Here is a 21619-nt window from a genome sequence, read left to right as displayed (position 1 = left end):
TGGCCGTGTACTTTGAACAGGCTCCTAGGGCAGGTTTCTCAGGCCCTTTGCCGCCTGGCGACAAACCCCAGCATCGCCACCGTCGCAAACACCGCCCCGGCGATAAAGGTGCCTTCATGGCCCAGGCGGTCCCACAGGGCCCCGGCAATCACGCTGGCGAGCAGAAGCGCCACGCCTGCCAGCAGGTGAAACACCCCAAAGGCGGTGCCGCGCAGGTCTGCGGGCACGGTGTCGGCCACCATGGCATTGAGCAAGCCCTGCGTGCACCCCATGTGCAGCCCCCAAAGCGCCGCACCCAGCGCCAGCCCCCACAGCCCGGGCAGCAGCGCGAGCGCCAGATCGGCCAGCACGAGCAGCACCATGCCCGCTGCCAGCACCTGGTGGCGCGGCAGGCGGTCAGACAGCACGCCTGCCGGATAGGCCGAGAGCGAATAGGCCACACCCATGACCACCAGTACCAGCGGCGCCAGCATGGCTGGCAAGCCCGCATCGACCGCACGCAACACCAGAAAAGCCTCGCTGAACCGCGCCAGCGTCATCACCACCCCAATGGCAACCACCCACCAGTAGCTGCGGCCCAGGCGCTGCATCTGGGCCCGGCTGAGCGGCATGCGCCGCGCCTGGACGGGCGACGCATGCGCGGGCTCCTTGACAAAGATCACCAAAATGGCGACTGCAATGAATGCTGGCAGCACCGCCAGCCAGAAGACCAACTGGTAGTTGTTGGCCGTCCACCACATCAGCAGCATGGCCAGCAACGGGCCGGTAAAGGCACCAATCGTATCGAGCGTCTGGCGCAGGCCGTAGGCGGCGCCCCGCAGCTCGGCGGGCGTGACATCGGCCACCAGCGCATCGCGTGGCGCGCCCCGTATGCCCTTGCCGATGCGGTCGATAAAACGCGCGCCCACCAGCCATTCCAGCCCGGTTGCCAGCGGAAACACCGGTTTGGTAAGCGCCCCCAGGCCATAGCCGATGCCCGCCAGCAGCTTGCGCTTGCCAAAACGGTCGCTGATGGCGCCTGAGAACACCTTGGTAATGGATGCTGTCGCCTCGGCAATGCCCTCGATCAGCCCGACCTGCAGCGCCGTGGCGCCCAGCACGGTGGCCATGTACACCGGCAGCAGCGCATGGACGATTTCGGAGGAAATGTCCATGAACATCGACACGAAGCCCAGGGCCCATACGCTTTTGGGAATGGCTCGCGGCCCCGTGGTTGCCGCAGAAATCTCTGTATTCATCAACGCCAATAGGTATGGATCATGCACCGCACGCGCGCCAGATGCGACTGGCCCGCCACCCAACTGCGCACCGCCTGCGTCAACGGCAGGCCGCCAGCTACCCACAGGACTGTATCTGCGCCGCTCCAATCCTGCAACGCCAGCCAGCGCAGCACCTGGTCAATCTCTGCCGGTGAGGCGCCAGGCGCGCCACTGCATATCCAGGTGGGATCGACGCCTGATGCAGTCTCCACATCCCAGGCAGCGCACTCCTGCGGATTCGCCACCCACAGCAGCAGGCCTGAAGGCGGCGTATCGGGTGCGGCCTGCACCAACCGCGCCGCAGCCGGCAGCGCACAGGCATCGGCCACCAGCACACGCCGCGCAGCGCGCGGCGCCAGGCCGCCTGCAGGGCTCAGCACGCCGACAGTGCTGCCCGGTGCGGCCTGCAAAGCCCAGCCTGCGCCGGGCGATGCGCCCGCCACTGTTGGCCCATCAACTTGTACGCCTGGTTTCGCATCCGGGTGCAGCAGCACATCCACATCCATCCACTGCTCTTCCAAATGGATAGCACGGATCGTATAGGTACGGCGCGGCATGCGCGGTTTTCCCATGGGCCACTGCAGGCGGCCATCCTGCTGCACCTCGGGCCAGGCAGGCGTCTGGCCGGGTGTGGGCAGCAGCATGCGCACATGCAGGCCGTCGGCAAAAGCGCGCACGCCATCGCCTTGCAGGCGCAGGCGGCGCATCAGCGGGGTCAACGCCCGGTTGCTGCCTACCTGCAACACCTGCAGCTGCCCGGGGCTGCGCGGGGCCTGCCCACTCCACGCCACATCCCAGCTGCCATCGGGCCACGCCATTTCGTCGGCAAACTCGGCCAGATGTTCGGTCAGTGACAGCTGCATCAGCTCGCCCATGCGTGCGGTGGCAGGCGCCAGCCTGCAGTCGAGCTGCCGCGTGGCCACCACGTTCAGCTCCACCACACCGACATCGGTGAGCGACAACCGCACCTGGCCCGGCACAGGCTCCTCCACATCCACCCCCTCGTCGCGCCAGTGGCGCACCAGCCATTGCACATAGGCTGCAGCGCGCGGCAGGGTGATGCGCGCCGCAAGCGCCTGCGACTCAATCTCGGTATCTATCTCTGTTGCACTCATGTGTCCGCTCTCCCCACCGCCATCGGTGCTTCTGCCTGCACATCTTCGGTTTGTGCCGTCTGACGCTGCAGCAGCCAGTAGGTAGCCAACCAGCAACCCACGGCAATCACGCTGGCAGTGGCAAAGAGGCCGGTAAATTGAAACTGTTTGGCGATAAAGCCGCCCGCCATGGAACTGAGCATGTAGCTGGTCAGTTCTGCGCAGACCAGGATTGAAAAGTCGGTACCCGGCTGCCTGCGGCTTGCGGTGGACATGAACAGTGCATACAGCGCCACCATTTCCATATAGCGCTGCACGCTCAGGCCGACCGCCAGCACCGCGAGTGGTACCGCCCCGCCCAACCACTGCAGCGAATGCAGCAAAAACAACACAAATGCCAGCACACGCAAGGTACTCAGGCCCAGCAGCACCTGCGTACGACTGCTGCGCTGCAGCCAGCGCGCGGCCAGATAGCTGCCTGCCAGCCCGGCAATGGCTGCGCCGCTGCCGGCAATCAGCCCTACCTGGCTCAGGCTCAACCCGCTGTGCAGCAGGTAGCTGCTCTCCATCGAGCGCAGCATGCCCTCGCTCAGCCGGTATACCACGGCCAGCCCGAGCACGGTCCATACCCCCGGCCGGGCAAAGAACCGGCGAATGCTGGCCCGGTGTGGCTGCTCACCCTCGCCGCTGGCGAGCCCATCGGCATCTTGCCCGGTCTCCTTCATCCACGGCAGGGCCAGCAGCGGAAGCAGGCACAGCAGTGCCATCAGGCCCATGGTGGGATACCAGCCCCAATGCTCCACCAGAAACATGGCAAGGCTCCCACCCACCAGCACGCCACCCGCCACCGATGCTGCCTGGATCGCGTTGCCACGCCCCAGCTCATCGCTGCGCAACTGCTGCGTGGCATAGCCATCGGTGGCGATGTCTTGCGTGGCAATGCTGAGCGCCATGCACATGCCGATGCCGACTATCAGCCCGATGGGCGCCTGCGGCCCCGCCCAGGCCAGTGCCGCAACGCTGGCCACGGTGGCCAGCTGGGTGCAGACGATCCAGCCCCGGCGGTGCCCCCAGCGCAGGGGGCGCAACCGGTCCACCCAGGGCGCCCAGATGAACTTGAGCACCAGCGGCAGCATCAGAATCGACAGCATGCCGACCTGCTGCAAGGGCATGCCCGCCGCACGCAGGGCTGCAGGCACGGTCATGATCATCAGGTACGAGGGCACGCCCTGCGCCACATACAGCGCCACCAGCACTGCCCAGAAGTGCCATGGCCGCTTCGCGGGCACTGTGGGCGCCGTGTGCGTTGCGCCCACGTCAGCCCCTTGCGTCACCGCAGCCATGCATCAGTACTCCACGGCATAGTTGAGGGCAAAGGTGCGGCCGCGCCCATAGAAGGCAAAAGCCTGCGGCGAGACCGCGCCCGTGCCGTACAGGGCCATGGCGCGCTGCGACCAGGTGGTCAGGTATTGCTTGTCCAGCAGGTTCTGAATGCCGAAGTTCAGGCGCCCTACCGGCAGCTTGACGCCGCCCATCAGATCAACCGTGGTGAAGCCGTCGATCTTGAGCGCGCTTGCGTCCTTGAGCGCAAACATATGCGTTGCCTGCAGGCGCAGCGTCACGGGGTTGGGGCTCCACTGCACATAGGCAGACAGCTTGGACGGGCTTGCCGTCATGATGCTCTGCTTGGCCCAGTTGCCGTTTTGCCGCGTCTCCGAACGGATCCACAATGCATTGCCACCCACATCCCAGCCACGGGCGACGGTGTAATCGATGGTGCCTTCCCATCCGTAGTTGCGGCGTTTTTCATCGGCCACATTGATGGTCACGTTGTTGTTGCTGTTGTTGAGCTGCAGCGTCTGGTCCGACCATGCATAGAACAGCGCCGTCTGTGCCCGCAGCGCACCGCTGGCCTGTTTGAAGCCCCACTCCAGCTGGCGCGTCTTGATACCCTTGAGCGGAGAGCTTTCCGGGTCGATGGCAGACACCAGCTGCCAGTGCGCACCCTTGGCCACATAGCTGCCCTGGCCGTAGTACTTGGCAGGGTCGGGCAGCTCGAAGCCTTCCGCATAGTTCAGCCAGGTGCTGCGCGCAGCATCGATCTTGTAGCGCGCGCCCAGGTTGAACAGGCTGACGTTGTAGCTGTTCTTGCCGCCCGGGATGGCATCTGCACTGGTGCCCCGGCCCAGCAGCATGGACAGCTGCTGGGTGTAACCCACGAAGTCATCGACCGTGAGGTCGGTCTTCTGGTAGCGCAGGCCACCGTTGAGCGTCCACTGCGGGTCGAGCTTCCATTCCGCCTGTGCAAAGGCAGCAGCCGTGTTCACCCGGTAGCCGGCATAGCGCCCCACGGTGCCGATCTGGCGGTTGACCATGCCCCCGGATGCAAGGGACTGCGCCGTGTCGAAAACGGCGCCTTCTCCATCAAAGCTCTCGCGGTCCCAATCGACGCCGTAGCGCAGATTGATGTCGCCCCAGGTCTTGGAGAGGGCCGCCTTCAGCCCCCAGGTGTCGGTATTCTGGCGCGATGCCGTCACCACCGAGCTTGGAAATGGCGCGAAATCCAGCTTTTCCTGCCGCCAGAAGCCCTGCACATACAGATCCTGCCCGCCAAATACCTGTGCCGCGTGGTAGTCGGCATTGAATAGGGCGCGCTCGGTCTTGGGCATCACATCGCTCACGAAACCGCCGCGCTGCTCGAGCAGCTCCGGTTTTCCGCCCATGATGCCTGCCAGATTGGGGCCGCCGTACAGGTACGACGATCCATCAAACCGGTTGCGGTAGTACTGGCCCGTCAGCCCCAGCGTCTGCTGCGGGCTGATCTTGATCTGCATATTGCCCAGCACATCCACCCCCTTGGTGTTCTGCGTGTCCGTCTGGGCGATATCGGTGCGTACCGGCGCTCCCTTGCCGTCGTAAAAGCTGCCGTTGTTCTGCAGGGCAATGCCCAGCCGCGCCTGCACCCGGTCGTTGCCTCCGGCAATCGATTGCGCCAGACGGTACTGATGGTCGCGCGAGCCCTGAAAGCCCGAGGTCACCCCGACCTCGCTGCCCAGTTGCATGCCGGCTGCGCTGCCCTTCTTGGTGATGATGTTCACGATGCCGCCTGTGGCACCGCCACCATACAGCGCGCTGGCCCCCGAGAGCACCTCGATGCGCTCGATGTTGAACGGGTCGATCGAATCGAGTTGCCGCGCCGTGCCGCGCGAGCTGTTGAGCGACACGCCATCGAGCATCACCAGCATGGTGCGGCCGCGCAGGTTCTGCCCGAAGTTGCTGCGCGATTGGCCGCCCAGGTCAACGCCAGGCACCAGTTGGCCCAGCGCCTCGCCCAGGCTTTTGCCGGCATTGACCTGCTGCAGCAGCGCATCGCTTTCAATGATCTGCGTGGTTTGCGCCAGTTCGCTGCGGATGCCGGGTGCGGCGCTTGCCACCACGCGCTGGACTGCCAGCTCGGTCTCTGCCTGCGCATTGTCCTGCCCGGTGGAGACCGATGCCGAGGTGTCCTGCGGCATCGGATTGCCTTGAACCTGGGCTTGCGCCTGGCACGCCAGCAGCGCCATGGCCAACGCCACAGGCGTCAGACGGTAAGCCTTGATGCCCCCTGCATGCCTATCCGCCCAGACTGCTGCATCCAGACCTGTTTTCTTCTGCCCCTGATCGCCCATGAAAGTCACCTTCTTATTCGCTCACAACTACAAAGGTGAAGCGTATATCGAAGAGAATGCAAACTCTTTTCTTTTGAGAACAATTCTCAATACAGATGCATTCAAAGACGGCTTTTCTCAAAAAGGAGCAGGTGCTGGCCCATTGGAGCCATTGCATGTGGGCCCATACACTGAGCCCGGAACAGGCTGCCGAGCTGGTTCACCCCCATCTGCGGGTGCGCCATGTGCGTGCGGGCCAGCATTTGTGGCACACCGGCGATGCGCCCCAGGGCTGGATCGGCGTGTCGCGCGGGGCAGCCAAGATATGCGTGTCCACCGAGAGCGGCCGCTCGATCACGCTGTGTGGCTATGCGGGCAGCTGGTTTGGCGAGACCTACCTGCTGCGCCAGGGAGCAGTCATGGATTGCGATGCCATCGCCCTGCATGACCTGACGATGATCACCCTCCCCACAGATGCCTTCCATGCCTTGCGCCAGACATCTGCGGCGTTCAGCCAGTTTTTGCTGGAACTGGCGGCCGAGCGCACGCACCAGCTCATGCGCCTTCTGACAGCCCAGCAATGCACCGGAGTCACCAGCCGCGTGGCCCAGTGCCTGGGCTCCCTCATCACACCGATGAACTTTCCGTTTCCGGATGCGGGCCTGCTCAACATCACGCAGAGCGAACTGGCCGATTTCTGCCAGGTTTCCCGCGCCCGCCTGAACGAAGCCCTGCTGACGCTGGAAAAACAGCAATTTCTGGAAGTAGGCTACCGCAGCGTGCGCCTCAAGGACATCGATGGTCTGCGCCGCTACAGCGCCTGAGCACTACTTGCTTTTTTTCTGACCCAGTTTCGATTCCTTGCCTTCGAGCAGGCGCTGGATATTGAGCTTGTGGCGGTACACCAGCAGGGCCGACATCGCCAGGATGGCCAGCAAAATCCATTTGTTGAATTCCCACAGATCACCACCCAAGAGGATGTACAGCACCGGCGCCATCACCGCCGCGACCAGCGAGGACAACGACGAATAGCGCCAGACGGCAGCCACTACCACCCAGCAGGCCAGAACCAGCAGACCCAGCCACCCGCTGAAGCCTACAAGCACACCCAACGCCGTGGCCACGCCCTTGCCGCCTTCGAACTTGAAGAAAACCGGCCAGAGGTGCCCCAGAAAGGCTCCCAGGCCCGCCAGCGCCATCGCGCCCTCTTCCAGCCCATAGGGTTTGCCAAAGCATGCAACCAGGGCCACCGGCAACCAACCCTTGGCAGCGTCGAGCAGCAGGGTCACGATGGCGGCCGCCTTGCTGCCTGAGCGCAGCACATTGGTGGCCCCGGGGTTCTTGCTGCCATAGGTGCGCGGGTCGTTCAGCCCCATCACGCGGCTGACGATGACGGCAAACGACAGCGAGCCTACAAAATAGGCCGCAACGGCCACCAGGATGGAATAGACAATGCTCAAAACGCTTCCCCTTGCCCGCGCGCCCATGGTTTGCGCACCCGGATGTATGTATATGACAGAATCAAGTCGCTATTCTGCCAGCGCGCACTGCACGGGCCTGGCTCCCAGCACCTGAACGCAGGCCTGCGGGTCGATCTGCACCAAAAAACCACGCCGCCCGCCATTGATGGCAATGCGCGGCAGCGCCAGAATGCTTTCTTCGATATAGACCGGCATGTCCTTGCGCGTTCCGAAGGGCGAGGTACCGCCCACCAGATAGCCACTGTGCCGGTTGGCCACCTCCGGTTTGCATGGCTCCACGCTCTTGGCACCGATCTGGCGCGCCAGGTTCTTGGTGGAGACCTTGCAGTCACCGTGCATCAGCACGATGAGCGGCTTGGCGTCCTGGTCCTGCATCACCAGGGTCTTGACCACTGCATGTTCATCCAGCCCCAGCTGGCGTGCGGATTCGCTGGTGCCTCCATGCTCCACGTATTCATAGGGATGCTCGGTGAACGCCACCTTGTGCGCCTTGAGCATCTGGGTGGCGGGGGTTTCGCTCACATGCGCGTTCTTGTCTTTTTTTGCCATTGCTGTTGACCCAGGGGCAAGGAGCGGCTGGCAGTGTGCAGCCGCTCTCTCGAAGCTGTTTTCCTCAAGCGCCGCATTACTGCGCCGGATCGCGCAGCTCCCAGCGGATTGCGTCGATTTCGCGGAGCAGGTCTTCGGAGAGATGCGTGCCCCATACGTTCAAGTCTTCTTCCAGTTGCGCCATGGTGCGCACGCCGATGATGGTGCTGGCCACCTGCCATTTCGTGTAGCAAAAGGCCAATGCCAGGGCGGCGGGCGTCATGCCATGGTCACGCGCCAGCTGGTTGTAGCGCTTGGCACCCACCAAGGATTCCGGCCTGCCCCAGCGCTGCTTGCGCACCGATTCGTAGCCTGCAATGCGTGCCTCCTTGGGCGCATTCGGGCCGGTGATGCCGCTTTCGTCATACTTGCCGGTGAGCAGGCCGAAGGCCAGCGGGGAATAGGCCAGCAGCGAAACGCCCAGGCGGTCGCAGGTTTCATCCAGGCCGTTTTCCCAGCTGCGGTTGATGAGGCAGTAGGCATTCTGGACGCTGGCCACGCGCGGCAGGCCATGCTGCTCGGCAAGGCGCACAAACTCGTGCACCCCATAGGGCGTCTCGTTCGACAGGCCGACATGGCGAATCTTGCCCGCCTTCGCCAGGCCTGCCAGCGCTTCCAACTGCTCGCGGATCGTGGTTTCGCTGGTTTCCTTCTTCGGGTCGTAGTACAGATTGCCAAAGGCCGGCACATGGCGCTCCGGCCAGTGAATCTGGTAGAGATCGATCACATCCGTCTGCAGACGGCGCAGGCTGGCGTCGCACGACGCCACGATGTCGGCGGCTGTCATGCCCTTGCCTTCGCGCACCCAGGGCATGCCGCGCGAGGGACCTGCCACCTTGCTGGCCAGCACCACCTGATCACGCTTGCCAGGATTGGCCCTGAACCAGTTGCCGATGATGGTTTCGGTGGCGCCAAAGGTCTCGGCACGGGCTGGCACCGAGTACATCTCGGCCGTGTCCCAGAAATACACGCCGCGCTCCAGCGCGCGGCTGAGCATGGCATGGGCGTCGGCTTCGTTCACCTGCTCGCCAAACGTCATGGTGCCCAGGCAGATGGGCGATACCTTCAAATCACTGCGGCCGAGTTGGATGTCTTGCATGGTTGTCGATGATTTGCAAAATCTAAAAGTCTAAAAACACGCCGCAACGCGGCTGCGGCGCAATGCATGCACTATAAAACGATATGCAGCCCTTTTGTCCCAACGGGCCAGTCGCCCAGGTGCACCCACCTGCGCCGGCCGCGCGAGACAATGCCGGATCACCCGCCCTCTCACCCGCCTGTCATGTACCAACCCCAGCGCCATGCCGCCAGTCGCCAATTGGTCATCCGCAACCACCCCTACCATCTGCTGCAATGGGGTGGCAGCCAAACCCGGCCTCCGCTGGTGCTGTGCCACGGTTGGATGGATGTGGGCGCATCCTTCCAGTTTGTGGTTGACCAGTTCAGCGATGCATTTACGGAGAGCCGCACGATCATCGCGCCCGACTGGCGCGGCTTTGGCCAAAGCCGCAACTCCAGCGCACCCGACCACTTTCCTTTTGTGGACTACCTGGGTGATCTGGATGCACTCATCGACGAGATCAGCCCGCATATGCCGGTCGACCTGCTGGGCCACAGCATGGGCGGCAATGTGGCGATGCTGTATGCCGCCGCGCGCCCAGCCCGGGTGCGTCGGCTCATCAACCTGGAAGGCTTTGGCCTGCCTGCCTCGCAGCCCGCACAGGCTCCGCAGCGTACCGCCCGCTGGCTGGACGAAATCCGCGACCTGCGCCACGGCAAGATTGGAACCCGGCCCTACGCCGACGCTGCCGAAGTCTCCGCTCGCCTGCAGAAGAACAATCCCCACCTGTCCGCCGACAAGGCGCTGTGGCTGGCCCACCATTGGGCCACCGAGGGGGCAGATGGCCAGTGGCGCATTGCGGGCGACGACGCGCACAAGGTCGTCAGCGCACAGCTGTTTCGCGCCGATGAAATGCTGGCCAGCTACGCGGCCATCACCTGCCCCACACTGATGGTCAAAGCCGAGCCCGACACCATGGCCGCCTTCTGGCAGGGCAGGTTCACGCAGACTGAGTTTTTGCAACGCCTCGCGTTGGTGCCCGATGTGCGGGTTGCCAGCCTTACGGAAGCCGGCCACATGCTGCACCACGACCAGCCACATGCACTGGCGACCCTGATCGAGGACTTTCTGGGAAATTGATCTTCATCAATCCATGGAACTATCCGCCGCCCTTCGCACCCGCATCCACTCCGCACTGCAGCACTTTGCCGTGCAAAGCCAGGATGGCGGCGGCCACGCGCGCGCGGCGGTCGCGCTGGTCATCAGCGACGAAGGCGCGGGAGCCCAGCTTCCCACCCAGGTCACCCCGCCAGACCTGGTCGAGCCCAGGCACTGGAGCCATGAAGCCGCCCTGCTGCTGACCCGCCGCGCCCTGCATCTGCGCAACCACGCCGGGCAATGGGCGCTGCCGGGCGGGCGGATCGAAGCCGGCGAATCGCCCGAGCAGGCTGCGCTGCGCGAGGTGCAGGAAGAGATTGGCTTGCGCCTTGCCCCCACCCAGATACTGGGCCGCCTCGACGACTATGCCACCCGCTCCGGCTTTGCCATCACACCGGTCGTGGTCTGGGCGGGCACAGTGGCGCAGCTGCAGCCCAATCCGGACGAGGTGGCCAGCATCCACCGCATTGCGCTGACCGAATTGCTGCGCCGCGATTCGCCCATGCTCGATGCCAGCGCCCATTCGCCACACCCCGTTCTGCGCATGCCGATTGGCAACAGCTGGATTGCAGCACCCACGGCGGCTTTTCTGTACCAGTTTCGCGAAGTCTGCCTGTGCAGGCGCACCACGCGGGTCGCGCATTTTGACCAGCCTCCGTTCGCGTGGCGTTAGTAGCCGCCAGCAGCTTTGGTATCAAAACCATAGCTACCTGCGCACGTCTGTCAAGCGCAAGAGGTGATTTTGATCAATCTTGTATGTAAAGCCACCATGGCTGGACCGGTACCGCCGCCATGCGACAATAATGGGCTTGATTGCAAGAACAGGACACACAGAACATGGAAGCAGAACGCATCAACCAGATTGGCAACGCCCTCGAAGACCTGTCCACCCGGACAGAAGAGCTTCGGAGGTATCTTTGACTACGATGCAAAGTACGAACGCCTGCGCACGGTAAACGCTTCGCTCGAAGACCCAGCCGTCTGGAACGACCCGAAAAAGGCCCAGGAGCTGGGCAAGGAAAAGAAGGCGCTCGATTCCGTCGTGCTGACCCTGCAGAAGCTGACAGGTGAATTGGCCGACAATTCCGAACTCTTCGAGATGAGCAAGGAAGAAGGCGACGACGCCGGGCTGGAAACCATCGAGGCCGAAGCCGACAAACTGCGCCCGCTGATCGAAGAGCTGGAATTCCGCCGCATGTTCAGCCAGGAGGCTGATCCGCTCAACTGCTTCATCGACATCCAGGCCGGCGCCGGTGGTACCGAAGCCTGCGACTGGGCCAGCATGCTGCTGCGCCAGTACCTGAAGTACGCCGAGCGCAAGGGTTTCAAGGCCACCGTCGAAGAAGAGACGCCTGGCGACGTGGCCGGAATCAAGAGCGCAACCATCAAGGTCGAGGGCGAGTACGCCTATGGCCTGCTGCGCACCGAAACCGGCGTGCATCGCTTGGTGCGCAAGAGCCCGTTTGACTCGTCTGGCGGCCGCCACACCAGCTTCTCGTCGCTGTTTGTCTACCCGGAGATCGATGATTCGATCGAAATCCAGATCAATCCGGCCGATGTGCGTACCGACACCTACCGCGCCAGCGGTGCGGGCGGCCAGCACATCAACAAGACCGATTCAGCCGTGCGCCTGACGCACATCCCCACCGGGATCGTGGTGCAATGCCAGGATGGCCGCAGCCAGCACAGCAACCGCGATGTTGCCTGGCAGCGCCTGCGCTCCAAGCTCTATGACTTTGAAATGCGCAAGCGCATGGAAGAGCAGCAGAAGCTCGAAGACACCAAGACCGATGTGGGCTGGGGCCACCAGATCCGCAGCTATGTGCTGGACAACAGCCGTATCAAGGACCTGCGCACCAACGTCGAAGTCTCGGCCACCCAGAAAGTGCTGGACGGAGATCTGGATGTGTTCATCGAGGCATCCCTGAAACAGGGTGTGTAACCCCTCGGAGCAGCGTGTCACACGCTGCTCCGCTTTAGATTTTTGATTCATCCTGCATGGCCGCGCCCCCCAGCCATGCACTGCCACTGGAAAGCCTTTGCCAGCAATGCCTCCCATCCAAGCGCTGATTTTTGACATGGACGGAACCATGGTGGATTCCATGCCCTGGCATGCCCAGGCCTGGGTTGAATACGCGCGCCGCCATGGCATGGATCTGAACGTGCCCGCCTTCATGGTGCAGACCACCGGCAAGAATGCCTTCGAGTGCGCCTGCGCCCTGATGGGCCGCACCGTGAGCGCAGAAGAATCCGAACGCATCACGGCTGAAAAGGAAGGCATTTACCGCGAACTGTTTGCAGCCAACTTCAGCGCGGTGGGTGGCTTTGAGCGCTTTGCGGCCCAGGCCCATGAAATGGGACTGAAGGTGGCCATTGGCACCGCGGGCGACCAGGACAATGTGAATTTCGTGCTGGGCAACCTGCAGATGCAGCCTCCGGCGCACGCCATTGCCCGTGGTGACGAGGGCCTGCCCGGCAAGCCCCACCCCGATATTTTCCTCAAGGCAGCCGAGCGACTGAACGTTGATCCGGCTGCCTGCGTGGTGTTTGAAGATGCGCCCCACGGTATTGAAGCCGCGCGCCGCGCTGGCATGCGCGCTGTAGGCATCGGCACCACTCACAACGAACAAGACCTTGGTGGCCCCCATGTACTGGCATGGGCGCCCGATTTCTCGACCCTGCTGAACAAGCAATTTCTGGAGAGACTCCATGATGCGTGAAGGACAAGCACACACCGTGTACCGTGCCGATTACCAGGCCCCTGCATGGTGGATTGAAACGGTCGATCTGACTTTCGACCTGGATCCGGCCAAAACCCGCGTCCTGAACAAGATGCGCGTGCGCCGCAACCCCGAGGTGCCCGCGCAGCCCCTGCACCTCAATGGCGACGAATTGAACCTGGCCCGCGTGCTGGTCAATGGTGCGGGCACCTCGTTCAAGATGGAAGGCTCCGACCTGGTGCTGGAAAACCTGCCTGAAGGCAGCGATCCGGTGGATCTGGAAATCTTCACCACCTGCGTGCCCGAGAAGAACACCAAGCTGATGGGCCTGTACACCAGCAACGGCTCGTTCTTCACGCAATGCGAAGCAGAAGGGTTCCGCCGCATCACCTACTTCCTGGACCGCCCCGATGTGATGGCCATGTACACCGTCACCCTGCGCGCCAGCAAGGCCCTCTTCCCGGTGCTGCTGTCCAATGGCAACCTGGTAGAGCAAGGCGAATTGCCCGAGGGGCGCCACTTTGCCAAATGGGTGGACCCGCACAAAAAGCCCAGCTACCTGTTTGCCCTGGTGGCGGGCAACCTGGTGGCGCGTGAGCAGAAGATCAAGAGCCGCGCCGGCAACGAACACCTGCTGCAGGTCTACGTGCGCCCCGGCGATCTGGAAAAGACCGAACACGCCATGAACTCGCTGATGGCATCCATCGCCTGGGACGAAGCCCGCTTTGGCCTCAGCCTGGACCTGGAACGCTTCATGATCGTTGCCACCAGCGACTTCAACATGGGCGCGATGGAGAACAAGGGCCTGAACATCTTCAACACCAAGTACGTGTTGGCGAGCCAGGCCACGGCCACCGATGCCGATTACGCCAACATCGAATCGGTGGTGGGCCACGAGTACTTCCACAACTGGACGGGTGACCGCGTCACCTGCCGCGACTGGTTCCAGCTTTCGCTCAAGGAAGGCCTCACGGTTTTCCGCGATCAGGAATTCAGCATGGACATGGCGGGCTCGCCATCGGCCCGCGCCGTCAAGCGCATTGACGATGTGCGCGTGCTGCGCACCGTACAGTTCCCCGAAGACGCTGGCCCCATGGCCCACCCCGTGCGCCCTGACAGCTATGTAGAAATCAACAACTTCTACACGGTCACCGTCTATGAAAAAGGCGCCGAAGTGGTGCGCATGCAGTCCGAGCTGGTGGGCCGCGAAGGCTTTGCCAAGGGCATGAAGCTGTATTTCGAGCGCCATGACGGCCAGGCCGTGACCTGCGACGACTTCGCCCAGGCCATGGCAGATGCCAATCCCGGCTCTCCGCTCGCCCAGCACCTTGCACAATTCAAGCGCTGGTACAGCCAGTCGGGCACGCCACGTGTCGTTGCCAGCGGCACCTACGATGCCTCGGCCCAGACCTACACGCTCACCCTGTCGCAACACTGCCCTGCTACGGCCGGGCAACCCAGCAAAGAACCCTTTGTGATCCCGGTCACGCTAGGCCTGGTGGGCACCGACGGCAGCCAGTTGCCTGTGACCATCCGTGCGGCAGAGGACCTTTCGGCTTTCTCCAACAGCGCCACCAGCCACACCGTGGTGCTGACGCAGCCAACACAGACCATCGTATTCGAAGGCGTGGCCCAGGAGCCCACACCATCGCTGTTGCGCAACTTCAGTGCTCCTGTGGTGCTGGAGATGGATTACAGCGATTACCAGCTTCGCCACCTGCTGGCACACGACGAAGACGCCTTCAACCGCTGGGAAGCCAGCCAGCGCCTGGGCTTGCGAATTGCTCTGCAAAACATAGCAGCACGCGTAGGTACTGCAAGCGCCGACAGCGCGCTGGATGCAAACATCTTGCCTGCGCCATTCGTCGAAGCCATGCGAGCCGTGCTGCGCGACCCGCTGCTCGATGCCGCCTTCAAGGACCTGGCACTGACCTTGCCATCCGAGGCCTACATCACCGAACAACTGGACAGCGTTGATCCGCAGATCGTGCACCAGGTGCGCGAAGCCATGCGCCAGCAACTGGCCTCCGACCTCGCTGCCGACTGGGCATGGGTCTATGAGCAATGCAGCAACACGGGCGCCTATGTACCCGACGCCGCAAGCAGCGGCAAGCGCGCCCTCGCCGGTCACGCCCTCCTGATGCTGTGCGTGGCAGCCCGCGCCTCTGGCGACAAAGTCTGGCCTGGCAAGACGCTGCAGCGCTTCAAGGACGCGGGCAATATGACGGACCGCTACAACGCGCTGAGCGCACTGGTTGTCAGCGGCAGCGAGCTGGCCGCCAATGCACTCCAGTCCTTCCATGCCATGTTCAAGAACGACGAACTGGTGATGGACAAATGGTTTGCCCTGCAAGCGGGTGCGCCCGATGTGGACGGCAGCGCCCTGCCCGCTGTGCGCGCCTTGATGAAGCTGCCCGACTTCAACATCAAGAACCCCAACCGTGCCCGCAGCGTGATTTTCAGCTACTGCAGCGGCAACCCTGGCGGCTTCCACCGCGCAGATGGCGCAGGTTATGCCTTCTGGGCCGAGCAGGTGATCGCACTGGACGCCTTCAACCCGCAGGTGGCTGCCCGCCTGGCGCGCGCACTTGACCGCTGGAAGAAACTGGCCGAGCCTTACCGCACTGCAGCTGGTGAAGCCATTGCCAAGGTCGCCGCCAAGCCCAAGCTCAGCAATGATGTGCGCGAGATCATCACCCAGGCGATGAACCACTGATGTGCCAGGCCTCCCCAGCCGTGCCCATGTGCGGCTGGTCTTGAATTTTTAGGACTTACACAAACAAGGATGGGGATGCAATGCCGGCATTCATGCTGGAGAGATATCTCGCCGGATCCCGATTTGCGTAAACCGGATTTGTATTGATAGGAACGGTTATGAACCAACGTATCTCCCTGTCGCGCTACCTCGTTGAGCAGCAGCGCGTCGACGGCCTCATCCCCGCGCAGTTGCGCCTGCTGCTTGAAGTGGTGGCCCGCGCCTGCAAGAGCATCAGCCAGTCTGTCAACAAGGGCGCGCTGGGCGGTGTGCTGGGCACGGCGGGCAGCGAAAACGTGCAGGGCGAAGTGCAGAAAAAGCTCGACATCATTGCCAACGAAGTGCTGATTGAAGCCAATGAATGGGGTGGCCACCTGGCTGCCATGGCCTCGGAAGAAATGGACAGCATCTATCTGGTGCCCAACCGCTATCCCCAAGGCGAATACCTGCTCATGTTCGATCCGCTGGACGGCTCGTCCAACATCGACGTCAACGTGTCGATCGGCACCATTTTCAGCGTGCTCAAAAAGCCCGAAGGCCACCCTGGCGTGACCGAAGAGGACTTTCTGCAGCCCGGCGCCCAGCAGGTCGCTGCTGGCTACTGCGTCTATGGCCCGCAAACCACGCTCGTGCTGACCGTGGGCGACGGCGTGGCCATGTTCACGCTGGACCGCGAAATGGGCAGCTTCGTCCTGACCCAGGAAAACGTGCGCATTCCTGAAGACACCAAGGAATTCGCCATCAACATGAGCAACATGCGCCACTGGGACACCCCCGTGAAGCGCTATGTCGACGAATGCCTGGCGGGCGTTGAAGGCCCTCGCAACAAGGACTTCAACATGCGCTGGATTGCCTCGATGGTGGCGGATGTGCACCGCATCCTCACGCGCGGCGGCATCTTCATGTACCCCTGGGACAAGCGTGAACCCAACAAGCCCGGCAAACTGCGCCTGATGTACGAAGCCAACCCCATGGCCTGGCTGGTGGAGCAAGCAGGCGGCGCCGCCACCAATGGCCGCGAACGCATCCTCGATCTGCAACCCACCAAGCTGCACGAACGCGTCAGTGTGGTCCTGGGTTCCAAGAACGAGGTGGATCGCGTCACCCGCTACCACCTGGAAGCATAAATTCCGCAATTTGGTCCGAGAGCCAAAAATTCACGCTATAATTTATCTCTAACGCCGGTGTAGCTCAGTCGGTAGAGCAGCTCATTCGTAATGAGAAGGTCGGGTGTTCGATTCATCTCTCCGGCACCACAACAGAAAAGAAAACCTCGCTATTTAAACGATAGCGAGGTTTTTATTTTTCTGCCCCGTGTAGCCACTGTGTAGCCATCGGTACATGGTTTTGCAGCTCAGACCTTCCTTCGAGTGTTGCACAAGCACTGACCTTCCACCCGCCCATGCGTGAGGCCATGCATCACCAGAAATACGATCTGCCATCCGAGCCGACCTTCCCGCCCCTGGAGGAGAATGCCTGCGGCAAGAGCGGCGACCCGACCGTGCCTAGCCATCACCTTCTCGCCTAGGTGCTTCAAGCAGTTCATTTTCGTCTCCACCAAGGACCGACGGTGGTAGGCGTCGCAAATATCCTCCAGACAGGAGAAGAAAGTTTTCTCGAGCGAGTCGCATCATCGCATCGGTCTGTGCCAGAGGCGAACCAGCCTATAGAGGCCGCCGCCGACATCAAGATCAAGGGCCTCGCGCGCGCACACGCGTAGGTACAAAAGGAGTTGGCGAACGCTCACGCCAATAGCATCTGCACAAACCTGCCCTAGCCTTTAAGCGCCCCAACAAGTGAACCCTGTGCCTCAGCGCGCCTCGCCGGGCAAATTGCCACTATCGAAGCCATCTATGGGGCTTACGGGGTGCGGGAGGGTGGGGTTTCGTGAGGCGGCTACCGAGTAGATGCAGTTCTTTAGCGAGCCCATTAAATACACGATCCGTTACTGCATGCTTGCAAAAGGCACATATGCAGCGTCTGAGCAGAGGGACTGAGCGTACGGTCACGCCGCCGCAACAAGCCAATCGTGCGCCACACTTGAGGCGCGGTTAGCGGTACACCACAAAGCTGCGCATGATCTGGTCTCAGTGCTAGCTGAGGTATCGCGGCAATTCCCAAACCTGCCTCCACCAAAGCCAATGCGCCTGCGAGGTGGTTGCACTCATACCAAGCAACAGGCCGGTGAGAAAGCTGGGCAATGACCTGATCAAGGAGCACGCGATTTTCGCTTTGATGTGAGACCGATACCAAACGTTGGCCAGCTAATTCTGACCAATCTACTTGCTCCCGGTTCGCCCAAGGATGGGTTCGTGGCATGGCCAGTACATAGCGTTCGCTGGTCAATGCATCAAACTGGAGCGACGGCTCCTGACTGCCAGTGAAGCTCAAGCCAAAATCTGCCTCCCCTTGCCTTATAGCTTCTAGAACCTGCTTCGCACCTTCGTCCATGACATGTACCTGGACTTCCGGTTGATCCTGTGCAAATGCCTTCAAGACCGGCGCAAGCAAATTTGTGGCCACAGAAGGTATACACGCAACTATCACACGCCCCCGGCGAAGCTTTTGCTGATCATCTACCCGCTGAATGGCCTCCTCAAGGCTTGCCAGGGCTCTACGTGCCTCTTGCAAAAACTCCTGCCCCACGGGGGTGAGCTCCACATGTCGTGTTGTGCGCTCCAGCAGCCTTGCACCCAGTGCCGACTCAAGGCGCTCCACCCGTCTGCTGAGGGCTGGTGGGGACAGAAAAAGCGCATCTGCAGCCAAGCGAAAGCTTGCTTTCTCAGCCGTCATTACAAAAGCCTCTAACTCTCCCATATCGAATTTGATGCGCCCCATGCAATAGTTCCTCTGTAAATTGCAATTTACAGAATAACACTCAGTACCTAGGATCGCGTCTATTGAAAAAGCCGGGGTTCCTCCCTGCAGACATTGGAGACAACATGAAACAGCCCAACTTGCTGGTCGCAGGCGTCCTCGCCGCTGGCCTTTGCTTCGCTACGTCAGTCAGCCAAGCGCAAGACTTTCCGCCCAAGAAACCTGTCGTCATGGTTGTGGGCTTCGCAGCTGGAGGCTCTGCCGACATCGCCGCACGCATCATTGCGAAGAAGCTGAGCGAAAACACAGGCCAGAATGTGGTGGTAGATAACAAACCTGGAGCCGGAGGAAATCTTGCGCATGCCCAGGTTGCGAATGGTCCTACAGACGGTTCGATGTTGCTGTTTGGCTCCATTGGGCCTCTTACCATCTCTCCCCATTTGATGAAGTTGCGGTACGACCCTCTCAAGGATCTGGCCCCGATCACCATGGGAGTGGTCTTCCCCAATGTTCTCGTAGTTCCAGCTGGCAGCGGAATCAAGACATTGGGCGACTATGTTGCCAGAGCCAAACGGGAGCCCGGAAAGCTGGACTTTGCTTCAACGGGTCCTGGGTCAGCTTCCCACCTGGCAGGCGAACTACTCAATGATGTGGCACATATAAATACCGTGCATGTGCCCTACAAGGGAGGAGCGCCTGCCTTGCAAGACGTGCTTGGTGAGCGCGTGGTCTCGTTCTATGCGGCTCCGCCGACAGCTCTGCCGCATATTGAGTCAGGCAAGCTGATACCGCTTGCCACGACTGGCCTGACGCGTCCCGCTTACCTGCCCAATGTTCCAACGGTGGCGGAAAGCTACCCCGGCTTCAACGCCACAAATTGGTACGCGTTTTTGGCTTCAGCAAAAACGCCTCAACCTCTGCTGGATCGTTGGAACATCGAGCTGGTCAAGGTGCTCAACACCCCCGAAGTTCGTGACAACCTGCTCAAACATGGCCAGACAGCAGCACCCGGCAAGCGCGAGGAGCTTGGGAAATTCATCGCCGAGGAATATGCCAAGTGGGGGCGCATTATCCGGGAACGCAAAATCACCATCGAATGATGAGCCAGACCTGATGGTCACTGGTTATAAACACAAGGAGACAAATCTTGCCTATATTCAATCGTCGCAATCATTCCGTTTCTACGTTACGCCGTCGCATGCTAGGAGCGGTACTGGGCGGAGTGATGAGTTTGGGGCTCATGGCGGGGTGTGCCACCCCATCAGCCACCCATCCGACCGAGATTCGCGTGATTACCTCTGGCGGATTTTCTGCGGCGTATGACCAGCTTGTGCCGCTGTACGAGCAAGCCACCGGCTACAAGGTCATCACCTCGCGTGGCGCCTCTCTTGGCAATGCGCCTGACTCAATTCCTAGCAGGTTTGCGCGTGGAGAGCAATTCGATGTGGTCATCCTGGCGGACTCTGGCTTGGAGCAGTTGATCACGCAGGGAAAGGTCCAGAAAGGCTCTCGCGTGGATCTCGCCCGTTCCATGATCGGAATGAGCGTGCGCAAGGGGACACCCAAGCCAGATATCAGTACGGTTGAAGCCCTGAAACAAACCCTGTTGGACGCCAAAAGCATCGCTTACTCTGCAAGCGCCAGCGGCACCTATCTCTCCAATGAGTTATTTCCTCGCCTTGGAGTTGCCGAGCAGATTAAGGGCAAGGCCACCAGAATCTTGAGCGAGCGCGTGGGTGCGGTTGTCTTGCGTGGAGACGCCGACATTGGATTTCAGCAGGTAAGCGAACTTCTTCCTTTTAAGGAGCTTGAGTTTGTAGGGCCTCTGCCCGATGAAGTTCAGCAGCGTGTATTTTTCTCTGCCGGCGTTGCGACAGGGGCGAGAAACCCCGATGCTGCTACCCACCTTATACGCTTTCTCGCAGCTCCTGCAGCAGCCCCAATCGTTCGTAGTACTGGCATGGAGCCAGCAGTCGCTCGTTGACTATATAAAACCGGGTTGATTCACGTTCAACGAATGGTCTTAGCGATTGCTGTTGCTCAAACATTGGTCTGCGAACCGGCTCAGGTCAGCTGGGAGCGAGCCTTTGGTGGCTAGTTCGGCTTTGCAGCGGTTGCTGCCGCCCACGGCCTCTTCGTATGCATTCGGTCATAACCTCATTGCAGTCATCCGAGCACCGAGGTTCGAGTCGGCCCAGTGACGGATTTCAGGTTAGCAGCCGACGCGGGCCGTCAGGGCATTCCAAGCGACTGCTAGATGTCCGCTATCGCAGTGCATGAATAGGCGCTACCGACCCGAAGCGGAAGGCCGTCCAGCAAAACGTAACACCCCGAAACCGTCATTCGGCCTTCCCGCTATATTCGCCGCTACGCTTCATGCTGGCAGTCAATGCGGTCTTCAATACCAAAGGAACGCAGGAATGGAAACCTTAAAGCGCAGCAACTTGCGCGCGGATTTGCGCCGTCGTGGTGACGTTGTCGAAAGCGAAACGCAGATTTCCCTGCAGGCTGCGGTCTCGAAGATTAATGGAGTGATTGGTGTAGTCGTAGGAGAAGCAGTAGCGCTTGCCTGCGATCCTTACCCAACACGTCCGAGCAACAACACCATTGCGCTCGTACACCTCGATCGTATCCCCAGTACCAAGCCTCGCTCGCACGGCGTCCGCAAGCGGCTGAATCACGCTTTTGACTTGAAGCGCGTGGTGATTGGCGTCAGCGATGACAGACGCAACGTAGTGGTCAATTTGTTCACTTGTAGTAAGGCGACGAGCCATGAGCAATGCTCCCTTAAAGTTATTTATGCAGGTCTATTTTTGATCGGCGATGACTCGCGTTTGAAGAATTTTCCTAACATGGAGCGATTCTGCCCTACCGATGGCGTGCGAAAAGCCGACATTTGCGACCGACAGCTTCTGGCCATATGCCGCCATCCTAACCTCAAATGCACGGCCTTGTTGCATAAATCGGTTTGGGACTGAGTCTCCCCAAACCCCAGACGTAGTTATGCCACGGCCACCGTTTGGGGCGTGCCCAGCTCGGT

At 61.3% G+C, this 21619-nt stretch carries 18 protein-coding genes, 1 tRNA gene and 1 pseudogene; 11 read left to right on the top strand and 9 right to left on the bottom strand.

What is annotated here, in order from left to right; translation table 11 throughout:
* Positions 1-38 precede the first annotated feature (38 nt).
* The 4 genes from ABIE32_RS18530 to ABIE32_RS18515 are packed head-to-tail and all read right to left on the bottom strand — an operon-like array spanning position 39 to position 6021.
* A complete protein-coding gene (locus ABIE32_RS18530) occupies positions 39-1238 on the bottom strand; it encodes an MFS transporter (RefSeq protein ID WP_429018244.1) in 1200 nt (399 codons plus the stop codon).
* On the bottom strand, positions 1238-2374 hold the full coding sequence (locus ABIE32_RS18525) for a siderophore-interacting protein (protein ID WP_429018242.1): 1137 nt from the start codon (positions 2372-2374) through the stop codon (positions 1238-1240). The genes ABIE32_RS18530 and ABIE32_RS18525 overlap by 1 nt, the downstream gene beginning before the upstream one ends.
* Positions 2371-3696: an MFS transporter gene (locus ABIE32_RS18520; RefSeq protein ID WP_429018241.1), complete on the bottom strand. Its 1326-nt coding sequence runs from the start codon at positions 3694-3696 to the stop codon at positions 2371-2373. The genes ABIE32_RS18525 and ABIE32_RS18520 overlap by 4 nt, the downstream gene beginning before the upstream one ends.
* Before the next feature lie 3 nt (positions 3697-3699).
* The gene (locus ABIE32_RS18515; protein ID WP_429018240.1) at positions 3700-6021 is read right to left on the bottom strand and encodes a TonB-dependent receptor; all 2322 of its coding nucleotides are present in this window, start codon (positions 6019-6021) and stop codon (positions 3700-3702) included.
* Positions 6022-6176: 155 nt separating this feature from the next.
* Here ABIE32_RS18515 and ABIE32_RS18510 point away from each other — a divergent pair, with 155 nt between their 5' ends.
* A complete protein-coding gene (locus tag ABIE32_RS18510; RefSeq protein ID WP_224152216.1) occupies positions 6177-6824 on the top strand; it encodes a Crp/Fnr family transcriptional regulator in 648 nt (215 codons plus the stop codon).
* 3 nt (positions 6825-6827) lie between these two features.
* Here the strand turns inward: ABIE32_RS18510 and plsY are convergent, their stop codons facing one another.
* From plsY to ABIE32_RS18495, 3 genes are all read right to left on the bottom strand, one after another.
* The gene (gene plsY, locus ABIE32_RS18505; RefSeq protein WP_224152215.1) at positions 6828-7460 is read right to left on the bottom strand and encodes a glycerol-3-phosphate 1-O-acyltransferase PlsY; all 633 of its coding nucleotides are present in this window, start codon (positions 7458-7460) and stop codon (positions 6828-6830) included.
* Positions 7461-7529: 69 nt separating this feature from the next.
* The gene (gene ybaK, locus ABIE32_RS18500; protein ID WP_429018237.1) at positions 7530-8030 is read right to left on the bottom strand and encodes a Cys-tRNA(Pro) deacylase; all 501 of its coding nucleotides are present in this window, start codon (positions 8028-8030) and stop codon (positions 7530-7532) included.
* A 76-nt stretch (positions 8031-8106) separates the two neighbouring features.
* Positions 8107-9168, bottom strand: a complete 1062-nt coding sequence (locus ABIE32_RS18495) for an aldo/keto reductase (protein ID WP_429018235.1) — start codon at positions 9166-9168, stop codon at positions 8107-8109.
* Between the two features lie 183 nt (positions 9169-9351).
* Here ABIE32_RS18495 and ABIE32_RS18490 point away from each other — a divergent pair, with 183 nt between their 5' ends.
* From ABIE32_RS18490 to ABIE32_RS18460, 7 genes are all read left to right on the top strand, one after another.
* Complete coding sequence (locus ABIE32_RS18490) at positions 9352-10269, top strand: alpha/beta fold hydrolase (protein WP_429018234.1); 918 nt, start codon at positions 9352-9354, stop codon at positions 10267-10269.
* Between the two features lie 13 nt (positions 10270-10282).
* A complete protein-coding gene (locus tag ABIE32_RS18485; RefSeq protein ID WP_429018232.1) occupies positions 10283-10960 on the top strand; it encodes an NUDIX hydrolase in 678 nt (225 codons plus the stop codon).
* A 164-nt stretch (positions 10961-11124) separates the two neighbouring features.
* A protein-coding gene (gene prfB, locus ABIE32_RS18480) for a peptide chain release factor 2 (protein WP_224152210.1) occupies positions 11125-12229 on the top strand; the annotation gives its coding sequence in 2 pieces (ribosomal slippage) (positions 11125-11205 and positions 11207-12229; 1104 coding nt in all).
* 106 nt (positions 12230-12335) lie between these two features.
* Positions 12336-13007, top strand: coding sequence for an HAD family hydrolase (locus tag ABIE32_RS18475; protein WP_429018230.1), 672 nt, complete (start codon positions 12336-12338; stop codon positions 13005-13007).
* The gene (gene pepN, locus ABIE32_RS18470; protein ID WP_429018229.1) at positions 12997-15723 is read left to right on the top strand and encodes an aminopeptidase N; all 2727 of its coding nucleotides are present in this window, start codon (positions 12997-12999) and stop codon (positions 15721-15723) included. The genes ABIE32_RS18475 and pepN overlap by 11 nt, the downstream gene beginning before the upstream one ends.
* A 158-nt stretch (positions 15724-15881) precedes the next feature.
* On the top strand, positions 15882-16889 hold the full coding sequence (locus ABIE32_RS18465) for a class 1 fructose-bisphosphatase (RefSeq protein ID WP_224152207.1): 1008 nt from the start codon (positions 15882-15884) through the stop codon (positions 16887-16889).
* Between the two features lie 53 nt (positions 16890-16942).
* Positions 16943-17018 (top strand) — tRNA-Thr (locus ABIE32_RS18460).
* Positions 17019-17116: 98 nt separating this feature from the next.
* Here the strand turns inward: ABIE32_RS18460 and ABIE32_RS18455 are convergent.
* Positions 17117-17338: pseudogene (locus tag ABIE32_RS18455) on the bottom strand (hypothetical protein); the annotation flags it as partial.
* Positions 17339-17691: 353 nt separating this feature from the next.
* On the bottom strand, positions 17692-18600 hold the full coding sequence (locus tag ABIE32_RS18450; RefSeq protein ID WP_429018228.1) for a LysR family transcriptional regulator: 909 nt from the start codon (positions 18598-18600) through the stop codon (positions 17692-17694).
* Between the two features lie 104 nt (positions 18601-18704).
* Between ABIE32_RS18450 and ABIE32_RS18445 the strand changes: the two genes are divergently transcribed.
* The 3 genes from ABIE32_RS18445 to ABIE32_RS18435 all read left to right on the top strand — a co-directional run bounded on the left by ABIE32_RS18445 (position 18705) and on the right by ABIE32_RS18435 (position 21557).
* Positions 18705-19679: a Bug family tripartite tricarboxylate transporter substrate binding protein gene (locus ABIE32_RS18445; protein WP_429018226.1), complete on the top strand. Its 975-nt coding sequence runs from the start codon at positions 18705-18707 to the stop codon at positions 19677-19679.
* A gap of 125 nt (positions 19680-19804) precedes the next feature.
* Entirely contained in the window at positions 19805-20563 is a 759-nt protein-coding gene (locus tag ABIE32_RS18440) for a substrate-binding domain-containing protein (RefSeq protein ID WP_429018325.1), read from the top strand.
* Between the two features lie 436 nt (positions 20564-20999).
* A complete protein-coding gene (locus ABIE32_RS18435) occupies positions 21000-21557 on the top strand; it encodes a hypothetical protein (protein ID WP_429018225.1) in 558 nt (185 codons plus the stop codon).
* Positions 21558-21619: the final 62 nt, after the last annotated feature.

Source organism: Comamonas sp. 4034 (genome assembly GCF_050434545.1).
GTDB classification, from domain to species: Bacteria; Pseudomonadota; Gammaproteobacteria; order Burkholderiales; family Burkholderiaceae_C; genus Comamonas; species Comamonas odontotermitis.
Note: the sequence above shows the minus strand (reverse complement) of the source record. Positions and strands in the feature narration are given on the sequence as shown.